The organism is Streptomyces sp. NPDC026417, from assembly GCF_055567695.1.
The window spans coordinates 519,435-545,122 of record NZ_JBVHPY010000001.1 but is presented as its reverse complement, the minus strand read 5'-3'; the positions used below and the strand labels follow the sequence as shown (position 1 = coordinate 545,122).

21 protein-coding genes and 1 pseudogene are annotated in these 25,688 nt (G+C 74.6%); 11 read left to right on the top strand and 11 right to left on the bottom strand.

All coding sequences use genetic code 11. From position 1 onward, the window contains the following. Positions 1 to 105: 105 nt before the first annotated feature. Positions 106 to 1,545: an RNB domain-containing ribonuclease gene (locus ACZ4NT_RS02325; RefSeq protein WP_467722792.1), complete on the bottom strand. Its 1,440-nt coding sequence runs from the start codon at positions 1,543 to 1,545 to the stop codon at positions 106 to 108. Positions 1,546 to 1,868: 323 nt separating this feature from the next. Here ACZ4NT_RS02325 and yaaA point away from each other — a divergent pair, with 323 nt between their 5' ends. Further along, positions 1,869 to 2,669: a peroxide stress protein YaaA gene (yaaA, locus tag ACZ4NT_RS02320; RefSeq protein ID WP_467722790.1), complete on the top strand. Its 801-nt coding sequence runs from the start codon at positions 1,869 to 1,871 to the stop codon at positions 2,667 to 2,669. Positions 2,670 to 2,738: 69 nt separating this feature from the next. Beyond that, the gene (eda, locus tag ACZ4NT_RS02315) at positions 2,739 to 3,410 is read left to right on the top strand and encodes a bifunctional 4-hydroxy-2-oxoglutarate aldolase/2-dehydro-3-deoxy-phosphogluconate aldolase (protein ID WP_467722788.1); all 672 of its coding nucleotides are present in this window, start codon (positions 2,739 to 2,741) and stop codon (positions 3,408 to 3,410) included. A 21-nt stretch (positions 3,411 to 3,431) separates the two neighbouring features. On the opposite strand, the gene ACZ4NT_RS02310 is transcribed toward eda, so the two are convergent. From ACZ4NT_RS02310 to ACZ4NT_RS02300, 3 genes are read right to left on the bottom strand one after another with little or no spacing between them, the layout of a single operon-like run. Then, a complete protein-coding gene (locus ACZ4NT_RS02310; RefSeq protein WP_467722787.1) occupies positions 3,432 to 5,063 on the bottom strand; it encodes a bifunctional RNase H/acid phosphatase in 1,632 nt (543 codons plus the stop codon). Positions 5,064 to 5,073: 10 nt separating this feature from the next. Next, positions 5,074 to 5,817 (bottom strand): CT398-like coiled coil hairpin domain-containing protein, encoded by a 744-nt coding sequence (locus ACZ4NT_RS02305; protein WP_183116943.1) that lies wholly within the window; start codon positions 5,815 to 5,817, stop codon positions 5,074 to 5,076. Next, a complete protein-coding gene (locus ACZ4NT_RS02300; RefSeq protein WP_121403339.1) occupies positions 5,814 to 6,674 on the bottom strand; it encodes a Nif3-like dinuclear metal center hexameric protein in 861 nt (286 codons plus the stop codon). The genes ACZ4NT_RS02305 and ACZ4NT_RS02300 overlap by 4 nt, the downstream gene beginning before the upstream one ends. 597 nt (positions 6,675 to 7,271) lie before the next feature. On the opposite strand from ACZ4NT_RS02300, the pseudogene ACZ4NT_RS02295 reads away from it, so the two are divergent. Then, a pseudogene (locus ACZ4NT_RS02295) lies at positions 7,272 to 8,486 on the top strand (hypothetical protein); the annotation flags it as partial. Between the two features lie 1,339 nt (positions 8,487 to 9,825). Next, positions 9,826 to 9,996 carry a hypothetical protein gene (locus ACZ4NT_RS02290; protein WP_183116954.1) on the top strand — a complete coding sequence of 57 codons (171 nt, stop codon included), beginning with the start codon at positions 9,826 to 9,828 and terminating at the stop codon, positions 9,994 to 9,996. 156 nt (positions 9,997 to 10,152) lie between these two features. Here the strand turns inward: ACZ4NT_RS02290 and ACZ4NT_RS02285 are convergent, their stop codons facing one another. The 3 genes from ACZ4NT_RS02285 to ACZ4NT_RS02275 form a co-directional block, all read right to left on the bottom strand. After that, positions 10,153 to 11,097: a 3-oxoacyl-ACP reductase gene (locus ACZ4NT_RS02285; protein ID WP_467722784.1), complete on the bottom strand. Its 945-nt coding sequence runs from the start codon at positions 11,095 to 11,097 to the stop codon at positions 10,153 to 10,155. Between the two features lie 28 nt (positions 11,098 to 11,125). Continuing rightward, on the bottom strand, positions 11,126 to 12,202 hold the full coding sequence (locus ACZ4NT_RS02280; RefSeq protein ID WP_467722782.1) for a Zn-dependent alcohol dehydrogenase: 1,077 nt from the start codon (positions 12,200 to 12,202) through the stop codon (positions 11,126 to 11,128). 103 nt (positions 12,203 to 12,305) lie between these two features. Further along, on the bottom strand, positions 12,306 to 13,196 hold the full coding sequence (locus ACZ4NT_RS02275; RefSeq protein WP_467722781.1) for a MaoC/PaaZ C-terminal domain-containing protein: 891 nt from the start codon (positions 13,194 to 13,196) through the stop codon (positions 12,306 to 12,308). 291 nt (positions 13,197 to 13,487) lie between these two features. Between ACZ4NT_RS02275 and ACZ4NT_RS02270 the strand changes: the two genes are divergently transcribed. Beyond that, on the top strand, positions 13,488 to 14,759 hold the full coding sequence (locus ACZ4NT_RS02270) for a sensor histidine kinase (RefSeq protein ID WP_467722779.1): 1,272 nt from the start codon (positions 13,488 to 13,490) through the stop codon (positions 14,757 to 14,759). 77 nt (positions 14,760 to 14,836) lie between these two features. Continuing rightward, complete coding sequence (locus ACZ4NT_RS02265) at positions 14,837 to 15,469, top strand: response regulator transcription factor (RefSeq protein WP_121403334.1); 633 nt, start codon at positions 14,837 to 14,839, stop codon at positions 15,467 to 15,469. Positions 15,470 to 15,531: 62 nt separating this feature from the next. Here ACZ4NT_RS02265 and ACZ4NT_RS02260 read toward each other — a convergent pair whose 3' ends face one another. From ACZ4NT_RS02260 to ACZ4NT_RS02245, 4 genes are all read right to left on the bottom strand, one after another. Continuing rightward, on the bottom strand, positions 15,532 to 16,314 hold the full coding sequence (locus ACZ4NT_RS02260) for a hypothetical protein (protein WP_467722777.1): 783 nt from the start codon (positions 16,312 to 16,314) through the stop codon (positions 15,532 to 15,534). Positions 16,315 to 16,343: 29 nt separating this feature from the next. Continuing rightward, the gene (locus ACZ4NT_RS02255) at positions 16,344 to 16,883 is read right to left on the bottom strand and encodes a SigE family RNA polymerase sigma factor (RefSeq protein ID WP_121403332.1); all 540 of its coding nucleotides are present in this window, start codon (positions 16,881 to 16,883) and stop codon (positions 16,344 to 16,346) included. 86 nt (positions 16,884 to 16,969) lie between these two features. After that, positions 16,970 to 18,397 carry an MFS transporter gene (locus tag ACZ4NT_RS02250; RefSeq protein WP_467722775.1) on the bottom strand — a complete coding sequence of 476 codons (1,428 nt, stop codon included), beginning with the start codon at positions 18,395 to 18,397 and terminating at the stop codon, positions 16,970 to 16,972. A gap of 137 nt (positions 18,398 to 18,534) precedes the next feature. Beyond that, a complete protein-coding gene (locus tag ACZ4NT_RS02245; protein ID WP_467722774.1) occupies positions 18,535 to 19,728 on the bottom strand; it encodes a thiolase C-terminal domain-containing protein in 1,194 nt (397 codons plus the stop codon). A gap of 244 nt (positions 19,729 to 19,972) precedes the next feature. Between ACZ4NT_RS02245 and ACZ4NT_RS02240 the strand changes: the two genes are divergently transcribed. The 5 genes from ACZ4NT_RS02240 to ACZ4NT_RS02220 all read left to right on the top strand — a co-directional run bounded on the left by ACZ4NT_RS02240 (position 19,973) and on the right by ACZ4NT_RS02220 (position 25,659). Next, positions 19,973 to 21,718, top strand: coding sequence for an MFS transporter (locus tag ACZ4NT_RS02240; protein ID WP_467722772.1), 1,746 nt, complete (start codon positions 19,973 to 19,975; stop codon positions 21,716 to 21,718). A 141-nt stretch (positions 21,719 to 21,859) separates the two neighbouring features. Further along, the gene (locus tag ACZ4NT_RS02235; protein WP_121403328.1) at positions 21,860 to 22,510 is read left to right on the top strand and encodes a class I SAM-dependent methyltransferase; all 651 of its coding nucleotides are present in this window, start codon (positions 21,860 to 21,862) and stop codon (positions 22,508 to 22,510) included. A gap of 21 nt (positions 22,511 to 22,531) precedes the next feature. After that, entirely contained in the window at positions 22,532 to 23,518 is a 987-nt protein-coding gene (locus ACZ4NT_RS02230) for an N-acetylmuramoyl-L-alanine amidase (protein WP_467722769.1), read from the top strand. Positions 23,519 to 23,678: 160 nt separating this feature from the next. Further along, positions 23,679 to 24,503, top strand: coding sequence for a hypothetical protein (locus ACZ4NT_RS02225; protein ID WP_467722767.1), 825 nt, complete (start codon positions 23,679 to 23,681; stop codon positions 24,501 to 24,503). A gap of 145 nt (positions 24,504 to 24,648) precedes the next feature. Then, on the top strand, positions 24,649 to 25,659 hold the full coding sequence (locus ACZ4NT_RS02220) for an LLM class F420-dependent oxidoreductase (RefSeq protein ID WP_121403325.1): 1,011 nt from the start codon (positions 24,649 to 24,651) through the stop codon (positions 25,657 to 25,659). Positions 25,660 to 25,688: the final 29 nt, after the last annotated feature.

The following is a 25,688-nucleotide window of genomic DNA, read 5'->3' as shown; positions in this document are numbered from 1 at the left end:
CCCGAATCCCCGCAGGGGCTCCCCAGGCGCTCGCCGGCGCTCTGCAGGTGGGCAACGCCCGGCCGCCCCGCTCTATGCCCGGGGAAGGGCCCGGTGTGCGGGTGGTCAGGCGGGCGTGAAGGTCACCTTCGACGTTCCCGGGTCCGCCCGAGTGAGCCGGACCCGCAGGCGCTCCCCCAGCGGCAGCGGCGCCGTGCCGCCCTCGATGCGGGCGACGACCGCCGGGTCCTCCACCTGGACGGTGCCGACGGTGGATTCACGCTCCTTGACGTCCACCACGCAGGCGTCGAAGAGGTCCCCGACCCGGTCCTTGAGCAGGGCGGCCTCGACGACGTCCACGCACTCGCGCTCCACGGTGCCGGCCCGCCGGGTGCCCTCGGCCATCTCGCCGGGAAGTCCGTCGAGGGCGGCGAGCACCCATTCCGGGGGTGTCCGGCCGGCCGCGGCGGCGAGGCAGATCTCGGCGGCGTAGCGGTCGACGAGACGGCGCAGCGGGGCGGTGCAGTGGGCGTAGGGCGCGGCGACGGCGGCGTGCGAGGTGAGGCCGGGGAGCGCGCCGTCGCGGAAGACGGTGTAGCCCGCGCCGCGCAGGAGGGTGGTGCACTCCTGGAGGAAGGCCGCGTGGTGCGGGAGGTGCGCGTCGAGTGACCGGATCAGCTGCGCGTACGAGACGTGGTGGGGCCAGTCGATGCGCAGCGCCTTCGCCGTGCGGCGCAGCCGGCCGACCGCGCCGTCGGGTGCCGCCGGGAGGGTGCGCAGGACGCCGGTGCCGTGGGCGAGCATGAGGTCGGCCGCGGCCATGCCGGTGAGCAGGGAGATCTGCGCGTTCCAGCCGTCGGCGGGGAGGGAGGCACGGTAGGCGAGCCGGTAGGTGTGGTCCTCCTCGACGATCTCCTGCTCGGGGACGCCGAGGGAGATGCCGCCCCGCTCCACCTCCAGCCGCTCGCGCAGCAGGCCGATCGTCTTCAGGAGGGCGAGCGGTTCCTCCGCCGTCCCGTCGTCGAGCTGTTTCTGCACGTGCGCGTAGTCGAGCCGGGCGCGGCTGCGGACGAGGGCGCGGCGCACGTCGGTGGACTCGGTACGGCCGTCCGCGTCCAGGTCGATCGTCCAGAGGACGGCCGGGCGGACCTGGCCGGGCAGCAGGCTGGCCGCCCCCTCGGAGAGCAGCGGCGGGTGCAGCGGCACCCGCTCGTCGGGGAAGTAGAGCGTCATGACCCGGCGGTGGGCCTCGGCGTCCAGGGCGCTGCCGGGGTCGACGAACGCGGCGACGTCCGCGATCGCGTACCGGACGCGGTACCCGCCGGGCCGGCGCGACAGGTGCATGGCCTGGTCGAGGTCGGTGGAGGCGGGCGGGTCGATGGTGAACAGCGGCACGTCCGTCGCGTCGTGGGACGGCAGCCGCGGCGCCGCGGCGGCCCGCTCGGCGTCGGCGAGGACACCGGGCGGGAAGGTCTCGGGCACGTCGAGTTCGGTGCGCAGTGCGCGCAGCGCGGCCCGCAGCGGGGCCTCGGCTGCGCCGGTGACACGTATGTGACGGCGGGGCATGGAGCGAGCGTAGGCAGAAATCCGTGCGGACGGCGTACGGGAGGCTGCTTACCGGGTCACGGACGGGGCCGGGCGGTCCCCCTGGGGTGCGGGACGGCGCCCCCGGCGGGTGGACGCACGGTCCGGGACCGGCCCCCAGGAGCAGCAGGCGGGCCGTCCGGGGTGGCGCCCCGGAAGCGCGGTCGGGCGGTGCGAGGCGGCGCCCCCGGCGGGTGGACGCACGGTCCGGGGCGGGGGTCCCGGGTGGTGCCCCGGGTGGGCCGGCGGCCTCGTGGCACCCCGTACCCTGGCGCCGGGCCACCCCACCGTGAGGAGAAACCACCGTGCTCGTCCTGCTGCCGCCCTCCGAGGGAAAGGCCCCGTCCGGCCGGGGCACCGCTCTCCGGCTGGACTCGCTGTCCCTTCCGGGGCTCACCGAGACCCGTCGGGCGGTCCTCGACGAGCTGGTCGAACTCTGCTCGGCGGACGAGGAGAAGGCGCGCGAGGTACTCGGCCTGAGCGAGGGGCTGCGCGGCGAGGTCGCGAAGAACACGGCCCTGCGGACGGCCGGGACACGGCCGGCCGGCGAGATCTACACCGGGGTGCTGTACGACGCCCTGGACCTGGCCTCCCTGGACGCGACGGCCAAGCGGCGCGCCGCGCGGTCGCTGCTCGTGTTCTCGGGGCTGTGGGGCGCGGTCCGGGTGACGGACCGGATTCCCTCCTACCGCTGCTCGATGGGCGTGAAGCTGCCGGGGCTCGGAGCGCTGGGCGCCTGCTGGCGGACGCCGATGGCCGAGGTGCTCCCCGAGGCGGCGGGGTCCGGGCTGGTCCTCGACCTGCGGTCGTCGGCGTACGCGAGCGCCTGGAAGCCGAAGGGCGAGGTCGCCGGACGGACGGCGACGGTCCGGGTGCTGCACGCGCAGTGGGTCGACGGGGTCGAGAAGCGTTCCGTCGTCAGCCACTTCAACAAGGCGACGAAGGGCCGGATCGTCCGCAGTCTGCTCGCCACGGGCGCCGCGCCGGGGAATCCGGCCGAGTTGGTGGACGCGCTGCGGGACCTCGGGTACGCGGTGGAGCCGCAGGCGCCCGCGACGGCGGGCCGAACCTGGAATCTGGACGTGGTGGTCACGGAGATCCACTGACCTTCCCCAGTCGTTGCATCATACGCAACGACCTTTGCGCATGATGCACGCGCCGGGCAGGATGAGGCCATGACCTCGCCGCTGCCCTCGCCGCCGCCTGCCCCCGGACACCTCCCCCCGGTCGGCTCCGTGCTGGACCTCGCTCCCGTCGTCCCCGTGGTGGTCGTCGAGGACGCCGCCGACGCCGTACCGCTGGCGCGGGCGCTCGTCGCGGGCGGGCTGCCGGCGATCGAGGTGACGCTGCGGACGCCCGCCGCGACGGACGCGATCCGCGCGATCGCGGCCGAGGTGCCGGGGGCGGTGGTCGGCGCGGGCACGGTGCTCTCCCCGGGACAGGTCGGGGACGCCGTCGCGGCGGGCGCCCGCTTCCTGGTCAGCCCCGGCTGGACGGACGTCCTGCTGGCGGCGATGCAGGCGTCGGGGGTGCCGTTCCTGCCGGGGGTGTCGACCACGTCGGAGGTGGTCGCCCTGCTGGAGCGCGGCATACGCGAGATGAAGTTCTTCCCGGCGCAGGCCGCGGGCGGCACCGCCTACCTCAGGTCGCTCGCCGGACCCCTTCCGCAGGCCCGGTTCTGCCCCACGGGCGGCATCGGCCTCGCGTCCGCGCCGGAGTACCTGTCACTGCCCAACGTCGGCTGCGTCGGCGGCAGTTGGATGCTTCCGGGGGACGCGGTGGCGGCCCGGGACTGGGCACGGGTGGAGGCGCTGGCGCGCGAGGCGGCGGCGCTGCGCCCCTGCTGAGTGCGGGCGGGCCCGCGCCGCTCAGCGCAGGTGCGAGGTGTCGTTCAGCAGCCGCAGGCTGGCGTTCCCGTCGGCGTAGTACGCCAGCGCCGACAGCGAGGCCGCCGACAGCTCTATGCGGAACAGGGACTCGGGCGGGGCGCCCAGGGCCAGTCGTACGAGCGTCTTGACGGGCGTCACGTGCGAGACGAGCAGCACCGTGCGGCCGGCGTACGAGGCGAGGAGCTTGTCCCGGGTCGCGGCGACCCGGCGCGCCACGGCCTCGAAACTCTCGCCGCCGCCGGTCGGTTCGGCCTCCGCGGAATGCAGCCAGGCGTCGAGGTCCTCGGGGTGGCGCGCGCGCACCTCCCCGAAGGTCAGGCCCTCCCACGCCCCGAAGTCGGTCTCGCGCAGGCCGTCCTCGACGGCGACGTCCAGCCCGAGGCGGGCTGCGACGAACCCCGCGGTCTCCCGGCACCGGGCGAGCGGTGACGACACGATCGCCTCGATCGTGCCGCGCGCGGCGAGTGCCGCGGCGACCCGGCGGGCCTGGTGCCGCCCCACGTCCGACAGCGACGGATCGCTTCCCCCGCTCCCCGAGAACCGCTTCTGCGGCGTCAGCGGCGTCTCCCCGTGCCGCAGCAGGACGAAGGTGGCGGGGGCTCCCAGGTCGGGGGGCGCGGCGGGGCCGGCGGCAGCCGTCGCCCCGGCCACGTTCCGCGCGGCACGCACGTCGGCGGCGGCCCGCTCACGGGCGGGAGGCCCGGCGGGGGCCCGCTCATCGGCGGGAGTTCCGGCGGGGGCACTTGCGTCCGCGGCGGTTCGTGTCTCGTCGGCGTCCGCACGGAGGTCGTGGCCGGGCGCCGCCGAGGTCTCCCGTCCGGGCGCGGGCGAGGCCTCCGGTCCGGCCGCAGCCGGGGCGACCGACGCATCGGCGGTCGGCGTGACCGAGGTGGCCGGGGCGACCGACGCATCGGCGGTCGGCGTGACCGAGGTGGCCGGGGCGACCGACGCGTCAGCGGTCGGCGTGACCGAGGTGGCCGGGGCGACCGACGCGTCAGCGGTCGGCGTGACCGAGGTGGTCGGGGCCGGCGCGGGCGCCACGGCGGAGGTCGGCGACGTCGCAGGGGCCCGGGAGAGCGCGGCGCGAGCCCTCGCCGCGCCCGCCGCCGCGTCGCCGGGCGGGCCGGAGGGTTCGGGCGCCGCGGTCCTCGCCGCGCGCGCCGCGAGGTCGGCCGTCGAACGGGCCGCCGACCACTGCTCGCCCCGCTTGCCCGCGTCCATCGCCTCGTTGGCGAGCCGGTCCGCGTGCTTGTTCCGCTCGCGCGGGATCCACTCGTAGGTGACCTGGGAGGCGGGCAGGATCCGCGCCGCCTCGGCCGCGAGAGGCCGCATGTCGGGGTGCTTGATCTCCCAGCGGCCCGACATCTGCTCGACGACGAGCTTGGAGTCCATGCGGACGCGGACGGAGGCGGCCGGGTCCAGCTCACGGACGGCGCGCAGACCCGCGACCAGGCCCCGGTACTCCGCCACGTTGTTCGTGGCGACGCCGAGGAACTCGGCGGCCTCCGCCAGGGTCTCCCCCGTCGTCGCGTCGATCACCACGGCGCCGTACCCCGCGGGTCCCGGGTTGCCCCGGGAACCGCCGTCGGCCTCGACGATGAACTCCCGCACCCGTATGTCCCTACAGGCCGGACTCGGACGTGCGCACCAGGATGCGACGGCAGTTCTCGCAGCGCAGCACGGTGTCCGGGGAGGCCGCCTTGACCTCGTTGACCTCGGTGATGTTGAGCTCCAGCCGGCAGCCCTCGCAGCGGCGCTGGTACAGCCGGGCCGCACCGACGCCGCCCTGCTGCTGGCGGAGCTTGTCGTAGAGCTTCAGGAGGTCGTCGGGGACGGAGCCCGCGACGACCTCGCGCTCCTTCGTCACCGAGGACGCCTCGCCGTCGATCTCCTCGAACGCGGCGTCGCGGCGGCCCGTCGCGTCGTCGATCTTCGACTGGACGGAGGACACGCGCTCGGTCAGCTCGGCGACCCGCTCCTGGGCGGACTCGCGGCGCTCCATGACCTCGAGGACGACGTCCTCCAGGTCACCCTGCCGCTTGGCGAGGGAGGTGATCTCGCGCTGGAGGTTCTCCAGGTCCTTGGGGGACGACACGGCACCCGAGTCCAGGCGCTTCTGGTCGCGGGCGGCGCGCTGGCGCACCTGGTCGACGTCCTGCTCCGCCTTGGTCTGCTCGCGGGCGCAGTCGCTCTCCTCGGTCTGGGCGGCGACGAGCAGGTCGCGCAGCTGGACGAGGTCCTTGTTCAGCGACTCGATCTCGGCGTGCTCGGGCAGCGACCTGCGCCGGTGCGCCAGCTGCTGCAGGCGGGCGTCGAGGGACTGGACGTCGAGGAGTCGGATCTGGTCGGCGGGCGCGGCGTTCAGTTGGGGGCTCCTGTGGATGTGTGCGGTGAGGCCGCGTGGGCGGTCCAGGGGTCGGTGACCGTCCGGGAGACGTGGACGCGGAGTCCCCATCCGTGACGGTCGGAAATCTCGTCGAGCTGGGCGGCGGCCAGCTCGCACCAGGGCCACTCGGTGGCCCAGTGCGCCGCGTCGAGCAGCGCGAGAGGACTGTGGGTGCCGTCCGCCACGAACTCCGACGCCGGGTGGTGGCGCAGGTCCGCGGTGAGGAAGGCGTCGACGCCGGCGGCACGCACCGCGTCGAAGAGGCTGTCGCCGGAGCCGCCGCTGACGGCGACGGTCCGTACGAGCGCGTCGGGGTCGCCCGCGACGCGGATGCCCTGCGCGGTGGCGGGCAGCCGCTCGGCGGCGCGGGCGGCGAAGTCGCGGACGGTCAGCGGGTGGTCCAGTTCGCAGACGCGCCCCAGGCCCTGGCGGCCCTCCGGATCGGCCGGGTCCGGTACGAGGGGCCGTACGACGCGCAGGTCCAGCGCCCCGGCGAGGGCGTCCGAGACACCCGGGTCCGCCCGGTCGGCGTTGGTGTGCGCGACGTGCAGGGCGATGTCGTTCTTGATGAGCGTGTGGACGACCCGGCCCTTGAAGTGCGTCGCCGCGACCGTGTGCGTCCCGCGCAGGTAGAGCGGGTGGTGGGTGACCAGCAGGCCGGCCCCCAGCTTCACCGCCTCGTCGACGATGTCCTGCACCGGATCGACGGCGAACAGCACCCGGGAGACGTCCTGGTCCGGGTCGCCGCAGACCGTGCCGACCGCGTCCCAGGCCTCGGCCCTCCCGGGCGGCCAGAGAGTGTCGAGCGCGGCGATGACTTCAGACAGACGGGGCACGGGGAAAGGCTACCTGGCTCACGTCCCTGCCCGACCGGTCGCGGGGCACCTGAACGGTCACGGTGACGCGTCGGGCCGCCCGCCCCCGGTCGCCCCGGCCGCCGTTCGGCCGTGAGGGGAGTGCCGGAGGGCGAGTGGGCGGGCGAGGGCGGCGCACACCCCGGGCGGAGCGGGCCGCGGCCCGCGGGAGGTCCGCGCCGGACCGCGGGGGGGGGCGAGCGGCGGCCGAGGCGGGCTCCGGGACGACGGGCGCGCGGCCGCCGGCGGCGAACCGGGCCGGTCCTACGACGACCGGCGGACGCCGCCCCCGAGCGCCGCCGCTCAGCTCACCCACGACGGCCCGCGGACCGCCCCGGGCAACCACCGACCCCCGCTCGACGGCCACCCCGCGGGCCACCCCGGGCGGCGGCCGCGGCGGACCCCCGCGACGGCCGGCGGACGCCCTCCGTGCGGGCCGCCCGCTCCCCCGCTCAGCACAGGCGTCCCCGTTTCCTCAGGCGAATCGCGGCAGGGCCACCCTTATGTGTGAAGCGGCTGCTCGCCGGTCCCACGTCTGTGCGTGCGAAAACTAGCTTCGTCGCCGGAGGTGACCGAACGATGACGGCCTGTGCCTCTCCCCAGCCCGCGACTTCACCCGCGCAGGGGGGACCCCCATCGTCCGCGGCGGACGGGAACGAGCGGGCCCAGCGGCCCGGATGCGTGATCACCGCTGACGGAAGCTACGGCGCACGCCTCGCCCGTGACGGCGAGTCCTGGTTCCCGGAGCGCTGGACGCTCGACGGACCCGAGCCGTACGCCGTGCCGCTGCCCGGCAACCAGCCCGAGGAGCCCGGCACCGAGGTGCTGCCGATGACCGACGGGCGCGTGCTGATCCATCGCGTGGTGGACGGGCGGCACGCGTTCTCGCTGCTGTACCCGACCGGCCCCGCGACCGGGGAGCTGCCGCTCGGTGCCGTGGAGTGTCCCGACGAGGGCACCCGGCTGCGGCTGCTGCCCCCCGCGCCGGGCGGCGAGCGCGCGTACGCCCTCGCCGTCGGCCGGCACTCGACGGCCGTGTGGCTGGTCGCTGGCGGCGCATTCGGGCCCGAACATCTTGCCGAGGTCCCCGGACGCTGTTCGGGAGGCGTCTGGCTGGACGGTACGGAGCGGCTGCTCGCGCTGGACCAGGAGACGGCCGGGCGGACCAAGGCCGTCGTGGTCGACCTGGAGCGCGGCGGCGAGGTGTCGCCGCTGCTGCAGATCGCCGAGCGGAGCAACGACCGGCTGCTGCTCGCGGACCCCGACAGCGGGCTGCTGCTGATCCGCTCCGACGCGCCCTCGCCGGGGTACGACCGGTTGGGCTGGGGCGTACTGGGGAGCACGCTGCCGGTCCGCTTCCCGGAGGCGCTGCGGATGACGGACTGCTCGGTGACCCCCTTCGCGATCCAGCCGGGTCAGGTGCTGACGCCGGAGAGCTGCGCGGTGGCGCTGCGGATCGACGGCGCGGCGGGCACCTGGGTGGGGATCTGGCGGCCCGCCGACCGGCAGGTCCACCATCTCGCGGCGCCCGAGGGGTGGCTGGCGGGTACGGGCCTGTGGACCCGGGACGGGGTGCTGCAACTGCCGTACACGACCGGCACGGTGGCCTGCGGGGTGGCCCGGACGGCCGCGCCCGCGCGGACCCGGGACGCAGGAGGTGCGGCTGCCGTGACGGCACCGGCAGCGGACGCCGGGCCGGAGGCGGCGTGGGCCGCGGAGCCGTCGGCCGCTCCCGAGCCGACGGAGCCGACGGCGCTCCGTCCCGTGCCGCTCCAGCAGGCCCCGCTCACCGGCCGCACCCGCCCGCCGAGGAAGCGACCGTCCCCTCCCGTCGCGGGGAGGCCGACGGCCCCCGCGGCGGAGTCGGCCGGCGCGGGGCAGGTGAGCCCTTTCCGTGCGGACACGGGGCCGGTGGCCGGGCCCCCGGGCGGCACGAGCGCCCTGCCGGGTACGCGGGGCCGGGGCACCGAGACCACCCCGGAGGTATCCGGCGAGACCTCCTCGACCGGGCTCCTGACCTGGCATGCGGTGACGGACCCGGCTGCGGGGGCGGCCATGCCGCCCGCGGCTCCCGGGGCGACGGGAGACACCCGGGAGACACCCGCGGCGGGGTTCGCACCGCAGCCGCACCCGGCGGCGGTACGGGCCGCGGCGCCTGCGAGGGAGGGTGCGGACGCGACGCCGGGACCGGGAGACGCCGAGGCGACACCCCCGGCGCAGCACGCACCGACGCAGGCGACGGCCTTGCGCACGGCGGGACTCGCGGACCCGCGTCCGACCGTCGGGCTCGACGAGGAGCGGCCCGAGGAGACGCCCACGGCCGCCCCCACGCATCGAGCCGCACCGGTCACGACGGGGGAACGTCCAGCCGCACCGGTCACGACGGAGCACGGCGCCGTCGTCGCGGCGGGAACCCCGGACCCCGCCGTCACGCCGGCCACGCCGGGCCTGACGTCGGACCCGACGGCCACGCCCGTCACGCCCGTCACGTCAAGCCCGATCTTCACGCCCGTCCTGCCGGTCGTCCCCGTCTCGCCGACCCGGGCCGCCGCACCGGGCCCGGTGGTCCCGCCCGTCTCCCTCGCAGACCTCTCCGCCCCGGACCCCGGCGGGGAACCGGCCGTCTGGATCCGGGTGGCGCCGACGACGGACACCTCCGACGGGAAACCGTCCCCCGGGACCGGCACCCCCGAAGCAGCCCCCGCCCCCGCGCCCGCCCCCGCCGACCGACCGGCCGGCCACCGGCCCCCCACCTGGATCCCCGTCGCCCAGGCCTCCCGCGCGCCCCTGCCCGGCACCCCCGACCCGTCCCCCGCCCCCGCCGGCCGAACGGCCGCCCCGCTGCCCCCCACCTGGATCCCCGTCGCGCAGGCCTCCCGCGCACCCCTGCCGGAGGCCGAGGCTTCCGGCGGTCTCACGGCGGCCACCCCTCCGGTGCCGAGTCCGGTCCAGCAGGGCCCGGCGGAACCGGAACCCGTGGTGTGGGTCGCCGTCGGGACGACCGTCGAGACCGGCGCCGGCGAGGAGCGGGCGACCGACGGCGGGGAGGCCGTGGCCGCCGGTCAGCGTCCTGTGGTCGCCGGTTAGACTCGCCCGGCTGTAAAGGATCTTGTTGACGGGGTGAACTCTTCCGATGAGCAACGCACAGAAGACGGAGATGGCGGCAACCGACCCCCGGGGGTCCGTGGCGCAGTCCGACCAGGGCCACGGCAAGCACCGGGGTCCCGTCTCCGCCCAGGACGGACAGGCGGCCCCCCGTGGCCGTCACCGCAGGCCGTCCGGGGAGCAGGGCACGGCGTCCTGACGGGATGCCGGACCGCCGGACGCCGGCGGTGACGTACGCGCAACGGCCTCGCCCGTCCCACGACGGCGAGGCCGTTCCGTGTCCCCGGGGTCCGGGGCCGGTACTTCAGTCCCGGCACGGCTCCGCCGCGCCGGGTGCGCAGGAGGCCGGGTCGGGTCACCCGCCGTCGCGCTTGAGCCCCAGGACCTCCACCGCCGCGAAGGTCTCGCCCTCCGGGCGGTCGGCGTAGTGCGGGGTGAGCAGCGCGTCCAGCTCGTCGTACGTGAAGACGTCCTTCGCGGTGTCGAACTTGGCGGCGACCCGCGGGCGTTCGACGATCGCGACCATCCCTCCGTGCACGACGAGGAGCTGCCCGTTGACGCGGGCCGCGGCCGGTGAGGCCAAGTAGCCGACCAGCGGGGCGACATGCTCGGGCGCCAGCGGGTCGGGTCCGGCCTCGGGCCGGGCGAGGCCGGCGAAGACGTCCTCCGTCATACGGGTGCGGGCGCGCGGGCAGATCACGTTCGCCGTCACGCCGTACTTCGCCAGGGCCAGGGCCGTGGAGGTGGTCAGTCCGACGATTCCGCCCTTCGCCGCGGCGTAGTTGGGCTGCCCGGCCGAGCCCGCGAGGAAGGCCTCGGAGGAGGTGTTCACGATCCGCCCGTACACCGGACCGCCGGCCGACTTGGAGCGCCGGCGCCAGTGGACCGAGGCGAAGTGTGTCGTGTTGAAGTGGCCCTTCAGATGGACCCGGACGACCGAGTCCCACTCCTCCTCCGACATGGAGAAGATCATCCGGTCGCGCAGGATGCCCGCGTTGTTGACCAGGATGTCCAGCTTGCCGAACCGGGAGACGGCCGACTCCACGAGCTCACGAGCCTGTTCGTGGTCGGAGACGTCCCCGGTGTGGGCGACGGCCGTCCCGCCCGCGGCGTCGATCTCGGCGGCGACCTCCTCCGCGGGGGTGGCCGACGCCTCCCCGGAGCCGTCCCGGCCGGGCTGTCCGTAGTCGTTGACGACGACGGCCGCGCCGAGGCGGGCGAGTTCCCGTGCCTCCGCCCGCCCCAGCCCGCGCCCGGCGCCGGTGACGATCGCGGTGAGCCCTTCCAGTGGCAGTGCCATCGCGCTCCTCGAGTCGGGTGACGGTAGGTCAGATCTCGATGCAGGTGCGCAGGGCGGTGCCGGTGCGCATCTGGTCCAGGGCCTCGTTGATGTCGGCGAGCGGCACCCGGTGCGTGATCAGGCCCTCCAGGTCGATGCGGCCGGCCCGCCACAGGGCGACGGTCCGCTCGTAGGAGCGCAGCACGTCACCGCCCCCGTACATGGACGGCAGGATGCGCTTCTCGTCGAAGAACAGCTCGAACATGTTGAGCTGGAGGAAGTCGTCCATGGCGCCCGCGCCCACGACGACCAGCGTGCCGCCGCGCCGGGTGTTCTCGTACGCGGTGCGTGCGGTGGCGGACCGGCCGACGACCTCGAAGACGTAGTCGAAGCCCTCACCGGCGGTCACCTGCTGCTTGGCGTCGGGCAGCTCGTCGGGCGAGACCGCCCTCGTGGCGCCGAACCGGAGCGCGGACTCCCGGCGCGACGCGACCGGATCGACGGCGACGATCTCCGCCGCGCCCTTGAGCCGCGCGCCCTGGATCGCCGAGATGCCGACTCCGCCGCAGCCGATGACGGCGACCGACGAACCGGCCTCGACGTCGGCGGTGTTGAGTGCCGCACCGAGGCCGGTGGTGACGCCGCAGCCGATGAGGGCGGCGATGTCGAAGGGGACGTCGTCCGGGATCGGCACGGCGCAGCCCGCGTCCACCACGACCTCCTCGGTGAAGGTGCCGGTGCCGGCGAAGCCGAAGACGTCGCCGCCGGGACGCCGGAAGTTGGGCGTGCCGGCGTTCATGAATCCGGCCAGGCACAGCTCGGTCTGGCCCCGCCGGCAGGCGGGACAGGTACCGCAGGCCGGCAGCCAGCAGACGACGACGCGGTCGCCCGCCTTGACACGGTTCACGCCCTCGCCGACCTCGATGATCTCGCCGGCGCCCTCGTGGCCGGGCACGAAGGGCGCCGGCTGCGGCAGGACTCCGCTCATCGCCGACAGGTCCGAGTGGCACAGCCCGGTGGCCCGGACCCGGATCCGCACCTTCCCGGGGCCGAAGCCCACCGTCTCGACGTCCTCGAGGACGTCGAGCTTGTCCTGGCCGATCTCGTGCAGTACGGCTGCGCGCATGGTGCGGCTCCCCTCGGGAAGAACGTCACGGAGGTACGGGCGGAACGGGCGGGGCGTAGGGGGATGCGGACGGGGTCGCGGGCCGGGCGGGTCCGGCGGGGTCTCAGGGGCGGGCCGGGGCGCCGGGACCGGCCGGGGTGTCGTACGTGACGACGGTGTCGGCGAGGACCGGTGCCTCGTCCCGTTCGGCCGACGTCACCGACACCCGGACGCCGTCCTCCTGCCGCCACATGCGGATGCGCAGGGTCTCGCCGGGGAAGACCACTCCGGCGAAGCGCGTGCGGTAGGAGCGGACCCGGGCCACGTCCCCGGCGAGCTCGGTGTCGACGACGGCCTTGAGGGTCATCCCGTACGTGCACAGGCCGTGCAGGATCGGCCGGTCGAACCCGGCGAGCCGGGCGAACTCGGGGTCGGCGTGCAGCGGGTTCCAGTCGCCGGAGAGCCGGTAGAGCAGGGCCTGGTCCTCACGGACGGGTCGCTCCACGACGGTGTCCGGCGGCCCCTGGGGTGCCGCCGGGCGGGTGGAGGGGCCACGGTCGCCGCCGAACCCGCCCTCCCCGCGTACGTAGATCTCGGCGTCGTTCGTCCACAGCGGGCCCTCGGCGTCGGCGGCCTCGGTGCGCAGGACGAGGATCGCGGCCTTGCCCTTGTCGTACACGGCGGCGATCCGCGAGGTGGCGACCGCGCTGCCCTCGGCCGGGATGGGGCGGTGCAGTTCGACACTCTGGCCGCCGTGCAGGACGTGGGCGAGGTCGACCTCGACGCCCGGCATGGAGAGGCCGCCGATCACGCCCGGCGAGCCGGCGCCGGCGACGGTGGCGAAGCTCGGCAGGACGTGCAGCCGGGACTCCAGGGTGTAGCGCAGTTCGCCGGGGTCCGTGGCCGGGACGCCCGCACCGACTCCGAGGTGGTAGAGCAGGACGTCCTGGTGGCCCCAGGCGATCTCGGCGGTCCGGGGCTCGGCGGCGACGGCCTTGGCGGCGTCAATGGGCATGGGGCTCCTGATGGCTAGCGCGTAAGACCTCGGCGCGGCCGTCCGCACCGTCGGCCGCACCGAGGTCGACACCGGGCCGGGGAACCCGCCCGTTCTAGAACGCGTTCCAGTCCGGCGCCCCCCTGTATAGCCCAGCGCCCAGGACTTGTGAAGGCTCCTGACAGTACGTCAGGAGCGGGCGGCAAGGGACCCGTGACATTTGTCCCGCCGGACGCCGTACAAGCGCCTCTGCCGCCCTCGCCCCAGCCTGCGTACCGTCGTGGCCAGGACACCGAGACGGGGGAGCGCACCATGAACCGGATGAGCGGAACCACCTGCCGGCCGTCCCTCCGGCGGTCGGCCCGCCGGGGGCGGAAGGCCGGCGCCGAGTGCGCCGATGGCGGCGGGCGGGGCGGCCGGGAGGCGGAGGGCCTGCCCGAGGTGGGGCCGCCACCGAGCGGCTTCACCCTGCTGCCCTGGCTGCTGATGGGCATGGGCTCCTTCTCGAACCTCTTCCAGGACGAGACCAGCAATCCCTGGATCGGCGGCGCGGGCCTGCTGACCTTCAACTCCCTCTACATCTTCGTGGTGTTCCGCGCCTTCGTGAAGGAGAAGCGCGAGGCGCTCTCCACCCGGCTGGCGCTGGTCGTGCTGGGCGCGGTCACCTGCGGTCTCGCCCTCGGGTACGGGGGCAGCTGGCTGCTGTTCTTCCCGCTGCTCGGGCTGGCCGCGGGCGCGACCGTACGGGGCCGCCGGCTCGGGGTGACGGGACTCGGCCTGACCGCGGTCGCGGCGGCGGTGGCCGGGCTCCGGGACGGCTGGAGCGCGGTGAACGTCGCGTACGGCACGTTCCTGTCGACGATGGTGACGGCGGCGATCCTCTCCCTGGCCGAGACGGTCCGCGAACTGCGCTCCGCGCGCGAGGAGCTGGCCCGCCGCGCGGTGGAGCAGGAACGGCTGCGCTTCTCGCGTGACCTGCACGACCTGCTGGGGCACACGCTCTCGGTGATCGTCGTGAAGTCGGAGGCGGCCCGCCGGCTCGCCCCCCGCGACCTGGAGGCCTCGCTCGCGCAGATCGGCGACATCGAGTCGGTCGGCCGTCAGGCCCTCACGGAGATCCGCGAGGCGGTCACCGGCTACCGCGAGGGGAGTCTGGCGACGGAGCTGGACCGCGCCCGCTCGGCGCTGTCCGCCGCGGGCGTCGAACCGGTGGTCCGGCTGTCGGGTCCTCCCCTCGTCCCCCGCATCGAGGCCCTGCTGGGCTGGGTCGTCCGTGAGGCGGTCACCAACGTGATGCGCCACAGCGGCGCCGCCCGCTGCGAGATCACCGTCGAGGGGACGCCCGACCGCGTCTCTCTCCGGGTCACCGACGACGGCACGGGCACCGGCACCGACGACGGCACCGGGGGCGCGTCCCGCAGCGGCGGCGTCGGCGGCACCGGTCTGAAGGGGCTCACCGAGCGCCTCGCCACGGCCGGCGGCCTCCTGGAGGCGGGTCCCGGTCCGCGGGGCGGGTTCCTGGTGACGGCGGAGCTCCCCCTCGGGGCCGACGAGGCGCCGCGGCCCGTCACGGTGCCGGGATGAACCCGGCGGCGCCCCGCGGACCGCACGCCCTGGGCGCGCCGGTCCATGGGGGCCTCTACCCTGGCCCCGTGAACGAGATGCCCCGGGACCACCGTCCCGCGAAGTCCGTCAGAGTGCTGCTCGCCGAGGACCAGGGCATGATGCGGGGCGCGCTCGCCCTGCTCCTCGGGATGGAGCCGGATCTCGACGTCGTGGCCCAGGTCGGCACCGGGGACGTGATCGTCGACGCGGTCCTGACGCACCGGCCCGACGTCGCCCTGCTGGACATCGAGTTGCCGGGGATGAGCGGGCTGGACGCCGCGGCGGAGCTGCGGACGCAGGCGCCCGACTGCCGGGTGCTGATCCTCACCACCTTCGGCCGGCCCGGGTATCTGCGACGGGCGATGGAGGCGGGAGCCGCGGGTTTCCTGGTCAAGGACGGTCCCGTCGAGGAACTCGCCGCCGCGATCCGCCGGGTGCTGACCGGGGAGACGGTGATCGATCCGGCGCTGGCCGCGGCCGCGCTGAGCGCGGGGCCCAGTCCGCTCACCGGCCGCGAGTGCGACGTCCTCGGCGCCTCCGTGGACGGCGCCACCGTCGCCGACATCGCCGACCGGCTCCACCTCTCCGAGTCCACGGTCCGCAACTACCTCTCCTCCGCCATCGGCAAGACGGGCACCCGCAACCGCATGGAGGCGCTCCGGGAGGCCCGGCACCAGGGCTGGCTCTGAAGCCCACGCCACGGACGGCCCCGGCGGGCCGGACGCGGCGGGAGGCGCCCCCGTGCGCGCCCTCACTTCGTCACCGCTGCCGACTGATAGCTCCGGCCCTGAGGGGCCAGGCACACGAACCAGTCGGAGCGGGAGCCCTCCGTCCGGCGGATCAGGGACTCGAAGCCGGAGGTGAACCCGGTGCCCGGGGCCGCCCGGCCGACCCGGGCCGTCGAGCCGTCGTCCCAGGTGACCTCCGCGCTCCGGGCGGTGGTGGCGACCTCACCGACGACGAGCCGGTCGGCGCCGCCCCCGCGCAGCGGCATCGCGTACGCCTCCAGGTCCTTGCCCCTCAAGGTGTCACCGCTCCGCTCGGACTCTCCCTGCACCACCGCACGGGGCGGCTCGTCACCCACGAGCAGGACGACGAAGAACCAGTCCCGGCCGGTCAGTTCGGCGGCCTCGTGCACGCCGGCGGGCTCCGTGCCGGCCCGCTTCATCAGCTTCAGCTGCCGGGCCGCCTCCACGCGGTCCCGGGGCGCCTCCCACCGGGCGAAGGTGACCGACCAGTCCCGGCCGGCGTCGGTCCCCCGCGCCAAGGTGGTCGTCCGCGGCTCGAACACATGCCGGTCGGTGGTCGGCCGGGTCGCCGCCGGCTCCACCCGCCCGCCGTCGGCGCCCGTCCCGCCCGCCAGCGCGAGCGTGCCGGTCGAACCGGCGATCACCAGGGCCGCGGCGGCGGCCAGGGCCCACCGGCGCGCCTTGCGGCGCCGCCCGCCGCGCACCACCGACTGGTAGGGGGCTATGCCGATCTCGACGTCGTCCGCGGCGTCGGCCAGCAGAAGGGCGATGTCCCTGTGCGTCATGTCGTGACTCGTCTCCCGGTCCGCGCTCATCACTTCCGCCCTCCGTCCGTCACCATTCCGGCGAGGCCCGGTATGGCGCGGAGTTTCGCGATCCCCTTGGCCGCGTTGCTCTTCACCGCTCCCACCGAGCAGCCCATCGCCTCGGCCGTCCGGCTCTCGCTGAGGTCCTCCCAGTAGCGCAGCACCACCGCTTCCCGCTGGCGCGGCGGCAGTTGGGCCAGGGCCGTGAGCAGGGCGCCGCGGTCGTCCGCCTGGGCGATGCGGTCGCCGGTGTCGGGCAGCTCCCGACCGAGTCCCGTGTCGTCCCGGGGCGCCAGGAACTCCTTGAGGCGCCTGCGGTGCCTGCGGGCGTGCGCGTTGACCATCATGCGCCGCACGTAAGCGTCCGGGTCGTCGGCCGAACCGACCCTGCGCCAGGCCACATACGTCTGCTCCAGCGTCGTCTGGACCAGGTCCTCCGCCGCGTGCTGCTCCCCCGTGAGGAGAAATGCCGTACGCATCAGCCGTGGCCAGCGGCCGATCACGAAGCTCTGGAACTCCTCGTCCCGAGCCTGCTTCCGATCCCCCATGGGCACCTCCTAGATGTCAGAAGGAGTCCACGGGGCACGGATTCCGTTGCCCCGACGCGCCGGGAGGACTCCGCCCGCGGGAATCCTCAGGTGGCGGAGGTCCGCCGCGGCAGCCACAGCAGCATCAGCGCCGCACCCCCGAGCAGGACGACCGCGCCGGTGCGGAACGCCAGGGCGTACCCGGCGGTCAGCGCCTGAGCCGAACCGCCGCCCGCCGTACGGGCCGCCGCGATGGTCGACATGACGGCGAGACCGAGCGAGCCGCCCATCGTCCGCGAGGTGTTGACGAGGCCCGACACCAGCCCGGCGTCCCCGGCCTCGGCGCCCGAGGTGGCGAGGGCGGCCAGCGGGGTCGCGGAGAGGCCCGCGCCCGCCATCATCAGGACGCCGGGGAGCAGGACGGAGGTGAGGTACGGCCCGTCGGCCGTCATCGCCGACTGCCAGGCGAAGCCCGCCGCGGCCACCAGGGTGCCGAGGACGGCCACGGTGCGCGCCCCGGCCGCCGGCATGAGACGGGGGGCCAGTTTCGAGCCGAGGACCACCGCGAGCGAACTGGGCACGAGCGCGAGTCCGGCGTCCAGCGGCGAGTAGCCGAGGACGTTCTGCGCGTACAGCGTCATGAAGAACCACATGCAGAACATCGCGGAACCGCACAGGAACATGGCGGCGTTCGCCGAGGACACCGCCCGCGCCCGGAACAGCTTCAGCGGCATCAGCGGCTCGCGGGTCCGCGCCTCGACGGCCAGGAAGAGGGCGATCAGGGCGAGCCCGGCGCACAGCGGCACGAGGGTGGCGGCCGAGGTCCACCCCGCCGCCTCGGTCTGCACGATCCCGTACGCGAGCGTGGCGAGGCCCGCCGTGACCAGCAGCGCTCCGGGCAGGTCGAGGCGGCGCCCGTCACCGGCCCGGCTCTCCACCAGCCACCGGCCGGCCCCGGCGAGGACGACCGCGCCGACCGGCACGTTGATGAGCAGGACCCACCGCCACGACAGGCCGTCCACGAGCAGTCCGCCGACGAGTCCGCCCGCCGCGCCGCCGCCGGCGCCGACCGCGGTCCAGGTCGCGATGGCACGCGCGCGTGCCGCCCCCTCCGGGACGGTCGAGGTGACGATCGTCAGCGTCGAGGGTGCCAGCACGGCCGCCCCCAGTCCCTGCACCGCCCGCGCCGCCAGCAGCTGCCACTCCTGCTGGGCCAGGCCGCCGGTCACCGAGGCGAGCGTGAAGAGGGCGAGCCCGACGAGGAACATCCGCTTGCGCCCGTACAGGTCGCCGGCCCGCCCGCCGAGCAGCATGAACCCGGCGAAGGCGATCGCGTAGGCGTTCACGACCCACTGCAGCCCCGGCGCGCTCAGTCCCAGGTCGGCGCGCATGGACGGCAGGGCGACGTTGACGACGGACACGTCGAGCACGACGAGGAACTGCCCGGCGCAGGCGAGCGCGACGACCGTCCACAGGGGCGGGGTGGAGCGGGGGGCGGGGCGGGTGGCTTCGGCGGCTCGGAGCATGGGTGTCATGCTCTCAACCGCGTTACGCCCCTTGCATCGGGATTTCGCTCCACGTGCGGCTCGGTCCGCGGACCTGCGCGGACCCCCAGGTCCGCGGACCCGGTCGGTGTCCGGTTGCGCGCGGTGCCGTCAGGCGACGCGTCCGCTCACCCCGCCGCCCGCAGCAGCGTGACCACCGCGGCCCCGCCGAGTCCGATGTTGTGGGCCAGTCCGACCCGCGCTCCGGGCACCTGGCGGGCGCCCGCCCGCCCCCGCAGCTGCCAGCTCAGCTCGGCCACCTGCGCGATTCCCGTCGCGCCCAGGGGGTGCCCCTTGGAGATCAGCCCGCCCGACGGGTTCACCACCCAGCGCCCGCCGTACGTCGTGGCCCCGGACTCGACGAGGGGGCCGGACTCCCCCGGTCCGCACATGCCGAGCGCCTCGTACGTCAGCAGCTCGTTGACGGAGAAGCAGTCGTGCAGCTCCACGACGTCGACGTCCTCGATGCCGAGCCCGGAGCTCTCGTAGACCCGGCGGGCCGCCTCCCGGGACATCGGCTGCCCGACGACGTCGATGCAGGAGCCCGAGGCGAAGGACTCGTCCGTGTCGGTGGTCATCGCCTGGGCGACGATCTCGACGGCCTGCCCGCCCAGATCGTGGCGCTCGGCGAAGCGCTCGGAGACGACCACGGCGGCGGCCGCTCCGTCCGAGGTCGGCGAGGACTGGAGCTTGGTGAGCGGCCGGTGGACGGTCCGCGCGGCGAGGATCTCGTCGACCGTGTACACGTCCCGGAACTGGGCGTACGGGTTGCCGGCCGAGTGCCGGTGGTTCTTCGCGGCGACGGCCGCGAGCTGCGCCTCGGTGGTGCCGTACTCGTCCATGTGCTCGCGCGCCGCGTCCCCGAAGATCTGCGCGGTGGGCGGGGTGGCCTCGAAGCCGTGCCGGGCCGCCATGATCCCGTAGTGCCGGGCGACCGGCGAGGTGGCGAAGTCGCCGCCGTCGGAGCCGCCGCCGAGCGCTCCCCGCTTCATCTTCTCGAAGCCGAGCGCCAGGACGCAGTCCGAGACGCCGCCCTCGACGAACTGCCGGGCCAGCATCAGCGCGGTCGATCCGGTCGCGCAGTTGTTGCTCACGTTGTAGACGGGCACGCCGGTCAGGCCCAGTTCGTACGCGGCCCGCTGACCGGCCGTCGAGGCCTGGAAGCAGAAGCCCACGGGTACCTGCTGCACGTCCGCGTAGGTGATCCCGGCGTCGGCGAGTGCGGCCCCGCCCGCCTCCCGCGCCATGTCCCAGTACGGCCACTCCCGGGTCTCGGGCTTCTCGAACCTCGTCATCCCGACCCCGACGACGTACGCCTTCATGTAATCCCTCTCCGTCCCTGGGAAGGCCCGGGGCCCTGCGGCGCGCGCACGGCCGGGCCCGAGGTGCGGGCCAGACTAGAACAGGTTCCATTCTGACGACAGGTCAGATCCCCATGGAAGGGTCAAGGATTCGTTAGTACGCCAAAGCATCGGAATAGTTGCTCGGGCACACGGGGTTCACCCTGCACGTATCCCGCGCGGATCACCGTCCCCGCTCCCCTTCCCGGCCTGGAGGCCCCACGCGATGACGCACACGACGACCGACCAGCCCACCCGGAGGCCGAGCGGCGCGATCGTGCCGGTCCTGGCCTTCGCGGGCATCGTTGTCGCGGTGATGCAGACCCTGCTCGTCCCGGTCATCAAGGACCTGCCGGAGCTGCTGGGCACCGCACCCAGCAATGCCACCTGGGTGCTGACCGCGACCCTGCTCGCGGGAGCGGTGGCCACCCCGATCATGGGCCGCCTCGGCGACCTGTACGGCAAGCGGCGCATGCTGCTCACCAGCCTGGCCGTGATGGTGGTCGGCTCGCTGGTCTGCGGTTTCACCAGCGAACTGCTCGTGATGATCGTGGGCCGCGCCCTCCAGGGCTTCGCGATGGGCGCGATCCCGCTCGGCATCGGCCTGATGCGCGACGAGCTGCCCCGCGAAAAGCTCGGCTCGGCGATGGCCCTGATGAGCTCCTCGATCGGCGTCGGCGGCGGACTCGCGCTGCCCCTCGCCGCCCTGGTCGCCGAGCACGCCGACTGGCACGCGCTCTTCTTCCTCTCCGCGGGCCTCGGCGTCGCGTCGATCGTGCTGACCCTCGCCGTCGTGCCGGAGTCCCCGATGCGCGCCCCCGGCAGCTTCGACGTGTTCGGCGCCCTCGGCCTCTCCGCGGGCCTGGTCCTCTTCCTGCTGCCGATCACCAAGGGCAGCGACTGGGGCTGGTCCTCCGGCACCACGCTCGGCCTGTTCGCCGCCGCGGCCGTCGTCCTCGTCCTGTGGGGCGTGATGGAGCTGCGCGTCAAGGCTCCGCTGGTCGACCTGCGCACCACCGCCCGCCGCTCGGTTCTCTTCACCAACCTGGCCTCGATCATGGTCGGCGTCGCCTTCTACGCCGTCTCCCTCGTCCTGCCGCAGCTCCTGCAGCTGCCCACGTCCACCGGCTACGGCCTCGGCCAGTCGATGGTCGTCGCGGGTCTGTGCGTGGCGCCCCTCGGCCTGACGATGATGTTCACGGCGCCCGTCTACGCCCGGCTCTCGGCGAAGTACGGCCCCAAGGTCACGCTGATCATCGGCATGCTGATCATCGCGGTCGGCTACGGCGCGGGCCTCGGCCTGATGAGCGCCGCCTGGCAGACCATCGTCGTCTCGGTGGTCCTGGGCGCCGGCATCGGTCTGGCGTACTCCTCGCTGCCCGCACTGATCATCGGCTCCGTGCCCGCCTCGGAGACCGGTGCGGCCAACGGACTCAACACCCTGATGCGTTCCATCGGCACGTCGGTGTCGAGCGCCGTGATCGGCATGGTGCTCGCCAACACCGCGAACCACGTCGGAGGCGTCGCGGTCCCGACCCTGCACGGCTTCCGGGTGTCCTTCATGATCGCGGCCGGCGCGGTGGCCGTCGGCCTGCTCATGGCGCTGTTCCTGCCCGGGCAGCGCAGCGCGACGCGGCCGCAGCTGCGGGCCAGCAGCGAGGAGGACGCCGCGCTGGAGCGGGCCCACGAGGTGCTCGGCGGCTTCCGCGGCCGGGTGCTGGACGCCGCCGGTGTCCCGGTGGCCCGGGCCAAGGTGACGCTGATCGACCGCCGCGGACGGCAGGCGGGCGCCACCCTCACCTCCGGGGACGGCGACTACGCGCTGGCCGTGCCGGCCGGGGGCGCGTACGTCCTGGCGGCCAGGGCCGCGGGCCACGGTCCGCTCGCCTCCTCGGCGACGCACGCCGGCGACGACCGTCCGGTCGAGGTCGACCTCGCGCTCCCGGGCGAGAACGCGGGCGTCCCGGCCTGACCGGACCCGTCCCGCACCCCGCACCCCCGTCGCACCCGCGGCGGGGGTGACGCGCGCTCGGGGCATGGGGCGCCCGCCGGCCGGTACCGGGCGTGGGGCACCATGGGGCGCCCAGAGGCTCGTACACGACGGAGGACCCCCATGCCCGCGGCACCCAAGCCGGAGATCCTTGCCGCCTTCGAGGCCGCGAAGGGGTTCATGCCCGTCGGCGAAGGACTGGCGCTGTACGCGGCCGCGGTCGAGGCGGGCCGGCTGGGGCTGCCGCTGCTGGAGGTCGGCACCTACTGCGGGCGCTCCACCGTCCTGCTCGCGGACGCGGCCCGCGAGGCCGGGGTCACGGCGGTCACCGTCGACCACCACCGGGGCAGCGAGGAGCAGCAGCCGGGCTGGGAGTACCACGACCCGGAGACGGTCGACCCCGAGGTCGGCCGGATGGACACGCTGCCGACGTTCCGCCGCACCCTGCACCGGGCCGGCCTGGAGGACCACGTGGTGGCGATCGTCGGCCGCTCGCCGCAGATCGCCGCGCTGTGGCGGGCACCCCTGGGCCTCGTCTTCGTCGACGGCGGCCACACCGACGAGCACGCGGGCGGCGACTACGAGGGCTGGGCGCCCCACGTGGCCGACGGCGGGCTGCTGGTGATCCACGACGTGTTCCCGGACCCGGCCGACGAGTTCACCGGCCAGGCGCCCTACCGCGTGTACCTCAGGGCACTGGAGTCCGGCGCGTTCACCGAGGTCTCGGCCACCGACTCGCTGCGCGTCCTGCGGCGAACGGGAGCAGGGATCTGAGCGCGCGATTAGAGTCGCTACGTGTCGTACGCAGGTCCTGACTTCGAGCCTCCCCGCCCCCGCCGCTCCCGGCGCGGCCCGCTGACCGTCGCCGTGGCCGCACTGGTGCCCGGCGCCCTGGCGGGCTGGCTGGTGTGGCAGGCGGTGGGCGATCCGGGGGGCGGTGACGAGTCCGGCACCGCGGGCCCCACGGCCTCCTCCTCCGCGCCCTCCCTGTCCCCCGCGCCCCGGGTGCCCACGGCGTCCGGGAAGGACGACGGCAAGCGGCACGGCGACGACGAGCCGGGCACGCCGTCCGGGCCCAAGGCCTCCGCCTCGCGGCCCGCCGCGTCCGGCCCCCTCAAGGGCAAGGTGGTCGTGATCGACCCGGGCCACAATTCCGGCAACTTCCGGCACACGTCCGAGATCAGCCGCCAGGTGGACATCGGCACGAACCGCAAGGAGTGCGACACCACGGGCACGTCGACCAACGCGGGTTACACGGAAGCCACGTTCACGCTCGACGTGGCGCGCCGGATGCGCACGCTGCTCCAGGAGCAGGGCGCCACGGTCGAGTTCACCCAGGACGGCGACCGCCCGTGGGGCCCGTGCGTCGACGAGCGGGCCCGGATCGGCAACAAGGCGCACGCCGACGCGGTGGTGTCGATCCACGCGGACGGCTCGGCCGCCGGCAACCGCGGCTTCCACGTGATCCTCCCCGGCGCGGTGCACGCGGGGGCGGCGGACACCCGCCCGATCGTCGCGCCCTCGCGCGATCTGGGCGAGCGCATCGCGGGCAACTTCGTACGGGCCACGGGCAGCGCGCCCTCCAACTACATCGGCGGGGGCACCGGGCTCGTCACACGTGAGGATCTCGGCGGTCTCAATCTGTCAACGGTTCCCAAGGTGTTCATCGAGTGCGGCAACATGCGCGATAGCAAGGACGCGGCACAGCTGACCAGTGAGACGTGGCGGCAGAAGGCAGCACGGGGGATCTCTGAGGGAATCGTGAGTTTCCTGCACGGGTAGGGATCAGCACACCGGTCCCGCCGGACACCCTGATCGAACGGGCGATAGTGTCGTCCCTACGATGAGGGGCCACCCCCGCGCTTCACACCGCGGCCTGACGGCGACATGGTGACAGCGATGCCTCCACCGATGACGACGAGACGACTACGAAGGACCTGAAGTGAATATCCGCTCCCTCACTAGAGGCGACGGCGTGGTGATCGGAGCAGCGGTACTGCTGTTCGTCGCCTCGTTCCTCGACACGTTCGACGGCTCCGGCAGTGACATCCCCAACGCCTGGGACAACCTGGGCCTCGTGATGAGCATGTACGTCGGCGGTATCGTCGGTGCGGCACTGATCGTCATCGCCCGGGGGCTGCCGCAGCAGCGCAAGGTCATCGGGCTCGACCTCGGTCAGCTCGGGGTGGCTCTGACGCTCTTCGCCGCATGGACCTCGTTCTGGACGATCATCGACCCGCTGGGCGCGTTCGACGACTTCGACTCCGGGGTCGACACCGGCGCCGGGCTCATCCTCGGGCTGATCGCCGCCCTGGTCCTGGCCGCCGCCGCGATCGCCACGCCGCTCGTGCCCGCCCTGAGCGCCGCCCTCGTCGGCGCTCCCCGCCCCACCCCGCAGCCCTACGGCGGTCAGCCGCAGGGCGGTTACGGCTACCCGGGCGCCCAGCAGCCGGGTCAGCCCTACGGCGGACAGCCGCAGCAGCCCCAGCAGCCCCAGCCGTACGGCGGTCAGCCGCAGGGCGGTCAGCCGCAGGCGCCGCAGGCCCCGGCCGCGCAGCAGTCCGGCGGGGACTTCTCGCCGTTCTGGTTCGCGGTTCCGGTGGCGCGTCCGCTGTACGCCGAGGACGGCTCGCCGTCGCCGATCGCCGAACTGGCGCCCGGTACCTGGTACCTGGCCGTCGAACAGCGCGGCCCGAGCCTGGTCGCGCAGACGCAGGACGGCCGTCGCGGTGTCCTGCAGGACACGACGGGCATCCAGCGCGGCTGACCTCCGGTCCCGCACGGCCCCTCGCCCTTCCGGGCGGGGGGCCGTTGTCGTACAGTCACCCTCCGATCAATTTCTGACGCCCCATCAATTTAACTGCCTGGCAACGCGGTTGATGGGTCGCCGGTCAACGGGCAGGGGAGGGGTCGTGCGGCTCGGTCTCGCACTCGGCTACTGGGGCCGCGGCCCCTCCGCGGACCACCTGACACTGGCGCAGGAGGCCGAGCGGCTCGGCTACCACTCCGTGTGGACCGCCGAGTCCTGGGGTTCCGACGCGTTCACCCCGCTCACCTGGATCGCCGCCCGCACCTCCCGTATCCGGCTGGGCACCGCCGTCGCGCAGATGGCCGCGCGCTCCCCCACCACGACCGCGATGCACGCCCTGACCCTGGACCACCTGTCCGGCGGGCGCGTGCTGCTCGGTCTCGGCCTGTCGGGGCCGCAGGTCGTGGAGGGCTGGTACGGCCGCCCGTTCCCGAAGTCGCCGCTCACCGCGACCCGTGAGTACGTCGACGTCGTACGGCAGGTCCTCAGGCGGGAGGCTCCCGTCACCCTCGACGGACGCTTCCACGGCCTCCCGTACCGGGGACCGGACGGGACGGGCACCGGCAAGGCGCTGAAGCCGATCACCCACCCGCTGCGCGCCGGACTGCCCGTCCTGCTGGGCGCCGAGGGTCCGAGGAACATCGCGCAGACGACCCGGATCGCCGACGGCTGGCTGCCGTTGTACTGGTCGCCGATGCGGACCCGGGTGTACGAGGACTCGCTCGCGGAGGCCGGCGACGGCTTCCTCGTGGCGCCCATGGCCCGGGCCCGGGTCTGCGACGACGTCGCCGAGGGGCTGCTGCCCGTGAAGGCGATGCTCGGGTTCTACATCGGCGGCATGGGGCACGCCGCCCGCAACTTCCACGCCGACCTGATGGCCCGGATGGGCTTCGCCGAGGAGGCCCGCCGCATCCAGGAGCTGTTCCTCGCGGGGCGCCGCGAGGAGGCGGTCCGGGCCGTCCCCGACGCCTTCGCCGACGAGATCTCCCTGGTCGGACCGCGTGAACGCATCGCCGAGCGGCTGGAGTTGTGGCGCAAGGGTCCGGTGACGGACCTGCTGCTGCTGACGCCGGACCCGCACACCCTGCGGGTGCTGGCCGAGCTCAACTCCTGAGGTGTGCGCGGCCGTTCCCGCAGCCACCC